Here is a 7,874-nt window from a genome sequence, read left to right as displayed (position 1 = left end):
GTTATCAGTTATCAGTTATCAGTTATCAGTTATCAGTTATCAGTTATCAGTTATCAGTTATCAGTTATCAGTTATCAGTTATCAGTTATCAGTTATCAGTTATCAGTTATCAGTTAGAAAAGGCAAGAGTATTGATTAATTTGTCTTCCCATGTCTCCCACTCCCTAATCCTGACTCCTGACTATCCTTATTAGTTTATTACAAATGCTGACTATTAATAATGTCAAAAAAAATTACGGAAGACGCTTAGTATTAGATCAATTAAACTTTCATATTGAAGCGGGGGAAATTTACGGTTTACTCGGTCCCAATGGTGCGGGAAAAACCACCACTATTAACTTAATTTGTAATTTATTAAAACCCTCATCGGGAGAAATTACCTTTAATTATTTGCCAATTTCCAGAGTTACTAAAGAATTAATTGGGGTTGCCCCGCAGGAAAATTTGTTGTACAAATCCCTTACTTGTGAGGAAAATCTCAACTTTTTTGCTCAGATTTATGGACTCGATCGCACCCAGCGTCGTCATCGGATTAAAAGCAGTTTATCCGCAGTAAATTTGCTTGATCGCGCCCGTAGTCCGGTGGAAACTTTAAGCGGTGGAATGCAGCGCCGGATGAATATTGCCGTGGCTATTGTTCATCAGCCAAAATTATTAATTCTCGATGAACCAACCACCGGTTTAGACATCGAATCTCGTTATGAAATTTGGGATTTAATCGGAGAATTACGGCGCCAGGGAATGACAATTTTATTAACTACCCATCTCCTCGATGAAGCACAGCGTCTCTGTCAACGTATCGGGATTTTAAAACAAGGTCGTATTATTGCCGAAGGTAATTTAAATCAGCTGCGTCAGCATATTCCTGCGAAAGAAATTATTATCATGGATACCCAGGATCAAGAAGCGGCAATAAATCGAGGTAAACAATTAGGATTTACTCCCAAATTTTACGGAAAAGATTTAGCTTTTTGGTTACATGAACATCTAGAATTAAGCGAGATTATTCGGGCATTCGATGGCATTAATATTGATTCTATCGCCCGTCAGACGATACAGTTAGAACATATTTATATGGAAATTATGAATCAATTTTAAACCCGTTTTTGAGAATTCAGGTTGATTATCGGCATTTTTTTCAGTAATTGACCTCAATTAAGCTAAATCGCCGTTTTTTTTAGCGTCATGATCATCTATAATTTTTGGATAGGTTCTATTAATTGGAGACGGAATCAATGATGAAATTAACTTCTATCACTGGCTTATTGGGTCTATCGGCGGTATTATTAAGCTCACATCTACCGGCAGCCGCGCAAAATTGTCGGCCACTTTCTCTATTAGGGGGTGAAGGTAGTGAAGTTACGAAAACCGTCTCACAACCCACTGTTCCAGGTCCTTTCGGTGTTATCATAACTCGTAATAATTGGAATACCGATTGGGCAGTTCCGGGGGGTAGAAGTTTTCAGAGGTTTATCGTTACGGTTTCTGTCCCCCGGGCTGCCTCCTTTGATATCCGGCTGTTTCTCAAGTATAGCGATCAAACTAACGAGGAATTTTTTAATACTAATGGAGTACGAATCGAACCCGATAAACCCTTAACAATTACTGCCACAGTACGGGCAAATGATCAACCTTTTTTAGTCAATCTTTTTGTCAATGGTATTCAGCACATCGGTAATACCTACACCGCTTCTGTTGTCGGTTGTGAACGATAAAATATATAGGGTGTGCTGAAAAAGTTTTTTCTGGGGGCAGGGTGTGGGGTTTTAAGCTAAGAGGCATTTTAACCACCTATCCGATTAGCTAAATCTCACCCAATCCCTTTACTGTTGCCTCTTGTCTCATCTCAACAGGCAATTTAACTGCGCGGGTAGCCCCGGATCTTACTCTCTACCCCGATTGACCTTCAGTGGGACAATTAGAGCAATGCACAATTAAGTATTTTTGTCAAGAAAATAATATTAAACTTATTATTGATACCTGCCATCCCCAAGCTCAAATTATCTGGCAATTAGCGATTAATTAAGCTACCCTAACTAATATCCCCCCCCATTTGCCTCGATTTAGAACTGGCTTTTATCCGTCCCCACCTTATTATCGATTTTTTTCGAGAATATTATGTCTGAAACTATCACTCCCACCATTAGCGATCGCATCTGTAAACACATGAACAAAGATCACGGTGATGCCGTGCTCTTCTACGCTCAAGTTTACGGTAATATTACCGATGCAGAAACCGCTCAAATGCTCTCCATCGATCCCCAAGGCATGGATTTAGTAGTAGAAAAATTAGGGGAGAGTCAAACAATTAGAATAGCTTTCGAGCGCACCCTAGAATCAGCCAAAGATGCCCATAATATCCTCGTTGAGATGCTAAAAGTTAATCAAACCACCCCTTGACAAAGATCGATTTTGCGACTATCACCGAAAAAGACCAACCTAGAGAATTAGCCCATGAATCAGGTTAATAGTACGGGAATAAAAATACCCAAGTCTGGCTGGCGTTTACTGCCTTTTTTAGTCTTGGGTGTGCTAGTTTTTGCCTTTAATTCCTCCCTAGAATTAAATTATCTAGTCAAGGGTTATATTACTCTCTTGGAATTACAGACAGGCATCGTGGTTTTATACTTTCTTCTGGCTAAATTAGGGAAATCTCAAAAATTATGAGAAATAGAACTATAGCGGCTTTACTAGCCTTTTTTCTCGGTTATCTTGGCATCCATAAGTTTTATCTAGGGGAGAATTTGGCAGGTGTTCTCTATCTACTTTTCTTCTGGACTTTTATCCCCGGCATCATTGCTTTTTTTGAATTTATTGGTTTAATCATCATGTCAGATCAAGCTTTTGATGCTAAATACAATCCTAACTATCTCCCCAGCAGTAGAGAGCGAGGACTGCCGGAATCAGGTCAGCAAAAAACCGCTACTTTACTCCAGCTTAAAAAACTTTACGATCAGGGAATTATTACTGCTGAAGAATACGAAGAAAAACGCAGAAAATATTTAGATTCTCTTTAAAAAAATATGTCTAATCTCTCTCCTCGCCCTCCCGAATCTTCTGAGTGGATCTGGCTATCTTTAGTCCCAGTTTTCGGTGGGCTTGCCATTGCTAATGCTGGCAAAAAAACTAATAACCAAAGTTGGTTATCCGTCGGCATTGCCTTGACAATTATCTCCCTTATTTTCCTTACACAAGAGTCTTTTATCGTAATTTGGTTTGCCCAAATCGGCCTGGGTTTATACATCCGTCAACAGCTTAATTCCCATCCAATAGCTTCGGCAAATAGAACCGATTCCAGACAGTCATCCTCTCCTCTCGAAAAAATTGATATTAACAGCTGTTCCACCAACGATCTGGTTCATAAATTAGGGTTGCCGATTGTCTATGCCAATGATATCGTTTCTGTCCGTAATGAAGGACATATTTTTACCCATTTAGAAGAATTACACTTCTTGGCTGGCCTACCAGAAAATTATCTCAAAAAATTGGAACCTTTGATTATCTTTGCCTACGATATTCGCCAAGAAGTTGACGTTTCTTGGCGTTGTTTAAACTACCACTCCGTTGAGGAATTAGTCAATCTCGGTCTTGACTTTTCCCTGGCCGATAAAATTGTCGCCGAAAGAGAAAAAAATGGTGTCTATCGTTCGGCGATCGAAGTGAGAAACCGTACAGGTATTCCCTTAAAATCCTATCAGCAATTGCTCTAGATTAGCTTGATTCTAGTTAGGGTCTGCTGAATAAATCTAAAAACCTTGTTGGGTAATATCTTGAGGCTTTTTTCAAATCAAACAAGTGCCAGTCATTGGAGTGATCGGGGGGAAAATTCAGGCACTTTTTCCCTGAAAATTAGGTAATTGACCATCTGAAAATGGGTAAAACCCTACACCCTACACCCTACACCCCACACCCTGCCTTCACGAAAAAATTTTTCAGCCAACCCTAGTTATACCTTGAATTGCTTTTCTATCAAAGACACGATCCAACTTCTGGGTAAAAAACGGGGCAGATTGACGATAATTTTATTAGCAAATTTACCGGCTACCACGTTGGGGCGTTTGTTTGCCAAGGCGGTTAAAGCCTCTTGTACCACAACTTCCGCCGAATCTAACCAGCCGTTTTTGCCCATAAAAGCCCTGGGAAATCGGGCCACCTCAAAAAAATTCGATTCCGTCGGACCGGGGCAAAGAGCGAGGATTTCAACGCCTTTGTCTTTATTTTCTGCCCAGAGAGACTCGCTAAAGCTGAGGACAAAGGCTTTTGTCGCCGCATAGACGGAAAGATAGGGCAGCGGTTGAAACGCCGCAGTGGAAGCAACATTGATGATTGCCCCCCCGGCGCCGGCAAGCATCGGACCGAGAAAATAGTGGGTTAATTCCACCAGTACCAGATTATTTAACTGGATCATTTCTAACTGTCGGGCTAAATCCTGCTCGCTAAAAGCACCATAATCACCAAAACCGGCATTATTTACCAGTAAATCGACGTTGATTCCTTTTTGGTTCACCGTATCATATACTAGCTTTCCCGCCCCGGCAACGGTCAGATATTGAACGATAACTGTCACTTTTACCGAAAAATTGGGTTTAAAGCCTCGCCCTTTTAGGGCGACTTTATATGATGTATGCTATTAAGAATAGGGGGCCGGGTAAGCAACCGCTTAAAAAACCCAGTCATCGCAGGATGAACGCACCTTGAAAACTAGAGTTATGGGGTTCTATAGGGGAATGCTCCTATAGGTAAAAGCTCTAAGCGTCAAGTACCAGAGAAACCAATTATTTTAGAGGTTTTGAACTGTATCGTGGGGCACACGAAAACAGGCTTCTGTAAGGTCGCGAAAGTCTGAGGAGAGAACCACCTCTGGGTTGGATTTCGCCAGGAATCTAATTCAAGTGGACTCGTTGAGCCAGAAATTCTCAGCAGTGATGCTAGAAGAATCCACGTCCGTTTACGGCGTGGGGTATGTCAACCCGTATTGTTCCTCTAATTCCGCCGCTAATTGTTCTAGTTTATCTCTGGATCTAGCGGCTAAAATTAGCTCCATTTGCCCTTGAGCAAGTTGACGAGCAAAGACGACACCGATACCGGTAGAAGCGCCGGTAATGAGGGCTGTTTTCATAGAAGATCAACTAAAAATAGCTTTTTTTCTGGAATTGTACCACAGTGAACTTTCCATTTACAGTTCTTAACTTGGCGGGGAAGGCATTTTTTCAACTCAGAATATATGTTAGGCTAGAAATAGAACAAAGGTCGAGGAAGGTGCAGAAATGACAGTTATAAGCTTCACTGATCAAGATATTGCCAAGTATACCGCCGCTGATATTGCTTCTTTAGCCGAACGACTAGAAAAAGATGAGTATAGCAACCCCTTCGAGGCTTTGCGGGATTGGCATATGTTGCGAGCGATCGCTTTTCAAAGGCAGGAATTAGCCGAATCTTATCTTTATCTGTTGGATATAGAAGCCTACGATGAGGCTTAAAGTTGCTTGGTTAAACAAAACTTAACACAAATTACTGGGGGTGTGAGACTAGCACACCCATTATTTTTGATTATGGTATTCTCTGGCTGAAAAAAGCCCCTAGCTTTTTGCTCCTTATTTCCCTACTATCAGTAACAAAGTATTTTTAGGCGATCAACTAAATTATGGGCAAACAATACAACATTTATGGGATCGGTAACGCACTCGTCGATATGGAATTTCAAGTCTCTCCTGAATTACTGCAAGAATTGGGCATCGATAAAGGAGTGATGACGCTGGTGGACGAAAATCGTCAAACCCAGTTGATGGAAAAATTGGCTTTTGATTGTAAACGCAGCGGTGGCGGCTCGGCGGCTAATACCCTAGTAGCGATCGCTCAGTTGGGGGGTAGAGGTTTCTATTCCTGTAAAGTGGGCAATGACGAATTGGGCAAGTTTTATCTACAAGATCTGCGCGCCTGTGGTTTGCATACCAATGAACACGGTGGCGAAAAAGAGGTGGGAATTACGGGAAAATGTCTAGTTTTCGTCACTCCTGATGCCGATCGCACCATGAATACTTTTCTCGGCATCACCGGGGAAATTTCTGAACGGGAATTAGTCCCTTCAGCGATCGCTAATGCCGATTATCTCTATCTCGAAGGTTATCTCGTCACCTCTCCCACTGCCAAAGCTGCCGCTATTAAAGGGCGAGAAATTGCTCAGGCTGCTGGAGTCAAAACCGCTTTATCCCTGTCGGATCCCAATATGGCGATCTTCTTCCGGGAGGGATTACTGGAAATGATCGGAAAGGGGTTAGATTTCGTTTTCGCTAATGAGTCGGAAGCTTTGACTATTTCTGGCAGCGAGGAAATCGAGTCAGCGATCGCCTATTTTAAAACCATTGCCAAAGGATTCGCTATCACCCGGGGTGCCAGTGGTTCTTTGATCTATGATGGCGAAAATCTGCTGGAAATTGACCCCCATCCCGTACAGGCGATCGATACCGTCGGTGCGGGGGATATGTATGCAGGTGCGTTTCTCTACGGTATTACCCACGGTATGGGTTACAAAGGAGCGGGAAATCTCGCTTCTCTGGCAGCCTCGCGGGTGGTTTCTACTTTTGGGGCGCGTTTACAAACCGAGGAAATTCAATCCCTGCGCGATTCGATCGTTTTGGGATAGGTTTTGTCGGTGATCAGCTTTCAGTCAGTAGTCAGGTTTTTTCTCCCTGCTCCCTGCTCATAGACAGTCTTAACGAGTAATCCAGATAGTCATACTAAATCCTCTTTAAAAGGTATAGGAGAGTGGGAAGTGGGGGGAAGGGAGCGGGTTTTTCAAGTTGGATTGGCAGTTAATCATGCTATTAAAAAACGATTCAGTATAACGGCTAAGTTGAGCCGCCACGATTAGATTTGAGATTCTTGTGGTTCATCCTGTTTTGGTCGGCTCCAACGACTTGTTAGACCTTGCTTTGGTGGTAAGCTGACTACCTGCCTGCCACTTTCTGCTTGTCTTTTTTGCCAATCTACAAACATTGCATCCAAATCGTAGTTAAAGGATTTAGCGTGTTCTTCTCGAAATTTATGAATTTCATCCAAAATTTCATCTTGCCACATCGTTATAATCTCCTAAAAGTTCGTAAGGAGTACAAATTATGGGTAACTCGTATCCCAAATCAAGACTGATCTCTGCCAACTTCCTCTGAATTTGAGCGTTGGCAATATGTTTACAGTTCCATGTTAACAAGTAATCTAGCCCGTGGACAGTCGCCGCAGCAATGTGAACCGCATCATCAGAAGCTTTGGGAGGAAGATTGCTTCGCATAAGAAACTGGGTTGCCAAGTTGCGTACAGCCTGATTGAGTTCAACCAAGGGCAATTCATTGAGAATTTCTAATCGTTTCAAAGCAATCTCAGCATCTCCTTTGGCTACTTCATCCAAAACAACCTGTGAAATATAGAGAACAAAATCATTACGGCGATTTTGCCACCAGTCTCGTGTTGTTTCGATATTCCCCGCAATAATCAGGTTTTTGGTCGATCTGGCTGTTAGATAACCAATAATACTGGTTTCAATATAGACGGTTTCGCTCACGGCAATCTAGAAAATCCATCCAATGCCTATTCTACCGCATTTAATCTTGGTTTCAAAGGTGTTGGGTAACAGTCGTCAACCTAACCTTGTATGTGAAATATTCACAGTCAGCATAACGTTTCCGTTCACCCACCGCTAGTAACTTCTTGGACTCAACCAAGAGACTGAATACGGTCGGTGTGCAACGGTTAGACATCAGACACTAATGGTAAACGACGAATACGAATACGGCTTGGCTCAACCGTAATAGCTGATCCTTGTTCTAAATCCTCCTCGCACTCAGGGATTACTGTCAACAAAAGATTCGTAAGTGCTTGGG

11 protein-coding genes and 2 pseudogenes are annotated in these 7,874 nt (G+C 42.1%); 9 read left to right on the top strand and 4 right to left on the bottom strand.

What is annotated here, in order from left to right:
* From EWV84_RS11160 to EWV84_RS11130, 7 genes are all read left to right on the top strand, one after another.
* A partial coding sequence (locus EWV84_RS11160) for a hypothetical protein (RefSeq protein WP_287078056.1) occupies nt 1–194 on the top strand: 194 nt, incomplete at its 5' end.
* Between the two features lie 10 nt (nt 195–204).
* Nucleotides 205–1,098 (top strand): ABC transporter ATP-binding protein, encoded by an 894-nt coding sequence (locus EWV84_RS11155; protein WP_287078055.1) that lies wholly within the window; start codon nt 205–207, stop codon nt 1,096–1,098.
* Nucleotides 1,099–1,235: 137 nt separating this feature from the next.
* Complete coding sequence (locus EWV84_RS11150) at nt 1,236–1,715, top strand: hypothetical protein (protein WP_286827365.1); 480 nt, start codon at nt 1,236–1,238, stop codon at nt 1,713–1,715.
* A gap of 403 nt (nt 1,716–2,118) precedes the next feature.
* Nucleotides 2,119–2,400, top strand: a complete 282-nt coding sequence (locus EWV84_RS11145; protein WP_286824626.1) for a DUF2470 domain-containing protein — start codon at nt 2,119–2,121, stop codon at nt 2,398–2,400.
* Nucleotides 2,401–2,454: 54 nt separating this feature from the next.
* Nucleotides 2,455–2,667 (top strand): hypothetical protein, encoded by a 213-nt coding sequence (locus EWV84_RS11140; RefSeq protein WP_002761887.1) that lies wholly within the window; start codon nt 2,455–2,457, stop codon nt 2,665–2,667.
* On the top strand, nt 2,664–3,017 hold the full coding sequence (locus EWV84_RS11135; RefSeq protein WP_002798892.1) for an NINE protein: 354 nt from the start codon (nt 2,664–2,666) through the stop codon (nt 3,015–3,017). Before EWV84_RS11140 ends, EWV84_RS11135 begins: the two co-directional genes overlap by 4 nt.
* 6 nt (nt 3,018–3,023) lie before the next feature.
* Nucleotides 3,024–3,710, top strand: a complete 687-nt coding sequence (locus EWV84_RS11130; RefSeq protein WP_287078054.1) for a helix-hairpin-helix domain-containing protein — start codon at nt 3,024–3,026, stop codon at nt 3,708–3,710.
* Nucleotides 3,711–3,946: 236 nt separating this feature from the next.
* Here the strand turns inward: EWV84_RS11130 and EWV84_RS11125 are convergent.
* A pseudogene (locus tag EWV84_RS11125) lies at nt 3,947–4,579 on the bottom strand (SDR family NAD(P)-dependent oxidoreductase); the annotation flags it as partial.
* Nucleotides 4,580–4,966: 387 nt separating this feature from the next.
* Nucleotides 4,967–5,119 (bottom strand): annotated as a pseudogene (locus tag EWV84_RS11120) (SDR family NAD(P)-dependent oxidoreductase); the annotation flags it as partial.
* 148 nt (nt 5,120–5,267) lie between these two features.
* Between EWV84_RS11120 and isiD the strand changes: the two are divergent.
* Nucleotides 5,268–5,480, top strand: a complete 213-nt coding sequence (isiD, locus tag EWV84_RS11115; RefSeq protein WP_286824631.1) for a protein IsiD — start codon at nt 5,268–5,270, stop codon at nt 5,478–5,480.
* A gap of 164 nt (nt 5,481–5,644) precedes the next feature.
* A complete protein-coding gene (locus tag EWV84_RS11110; RefSeq protein ID WP_287078053.1) occupies nt 5,645–6,643 on the top strand; it encodes an adenosine kinase in 999 nt (332 codons plus the stop codon).
* A 224-nt stretch (nt 6,644–6,867) separates the two neighbouring features.
* Here EWV84_RS11110 and EWV84_RS11105 read toward each other — a convergent pair whose 3' ends face one another.
* Both EWV84_RS11105 and EWV84_RS11100 read right to left on the bottom strand, forming a co-directional pair.
* Nucleotides 6,868–7,077, bottom strand: coding sequence for a hypothetical protein (locus tag EWV84_RS11105; protein ID WP_287078052.1), 210 nt, complete (start codon nt 7,075–7,077; stop codon nt 6,868–6,870).
* On the bottom strand, nt 7,064–7,555 hold the full coding sequence (locus EWV84_RS11100; protein ID WP_287078051.1) for a type II toxin-antitoxin system VapC family toxin: 492 nt from the start codon (nt 7,553–7,555) through the stop codon (nt 7,064–7,066). The genes EWV84_RS11105 and EWV84_RS11100 overlap by 14 nt, the downstream gene beginning before the upstream one ends.
* Nucleotides 7,556–7,874 lie beyond the last annotated feature (319 nt).

The organism is Microcystis sp. M_QC_C_20170808_M3Col (assembly GCF_007095505.1).
GTDB lineage: Bacteria > Cyanobacteriota > Cyanobacteriia > Cyanobacteriales > Microcystaceae > Microcystis.
This window is presented reverse-complemented; position numbering and strand designations above follow the sequence as displayed.

Coding starts and splice junctions, on each gene's coding strand:
- EWV84_RS11155 (WP_287078055.1), top strand. CDS start 205: ATGCTGACTATTAATAATGTCAAAAAAAATTACGGAAGACGCTTAGTA.
- EWV84_RS11150 (WP_286827365.1), top strand. CDS start 1,236: ATGATGAAATTAACTTCTATCACTGGCTTATTGGGTCTATCGGCGGTA.
- EWV84_RS11145 (WP_286824626.1), top strand. CDS start 2,119: ATGTCTGAAACTATCACTCCCACCATTAGCGATCGCATCTGTAAACAC.
- EWV84_RS11140 (WP_002761887.1), top strand. CDS start 2,455: ATGAATCAGGTTAATAGTACGGGAATAAAAATACCCAAGTCTGGCTGG.
- EWV84_RS11135 (WP_002798892.1), top strand. CDS start 2,664: ATGAGAAATAGAACTATAGCGGCTTTACTAGCCTTTTTTCTCGGTTAT.
- EWV84_RS11130 (WP_287078054.1), top strand. CDS start 3,024: ATGTCTAATCTCTCTCCTCGCCCTCCCGAATCTTCTGAGTGGATCTGG.
- isiD (WP_286824631.1), top strand. CDS start 5,268: ATGACAGTTATAAGCTTCACTGATCAAGATATTGCCAAGTATACCGCC.
- EWV84_RS11110 (WP_287078053.1), top strand. CDS start 5,645: ATGGGCAAACAATACAACATTTATGGGATCGGTAACGCACTCGTCGAT.
- EWV84_RS11105 (WP_287078052.1), bottom strand. CDS start 7,077: ATGTGGCAAGATGAAATTTTGGATGAAATTCATAAATTTCGAGAAGAA.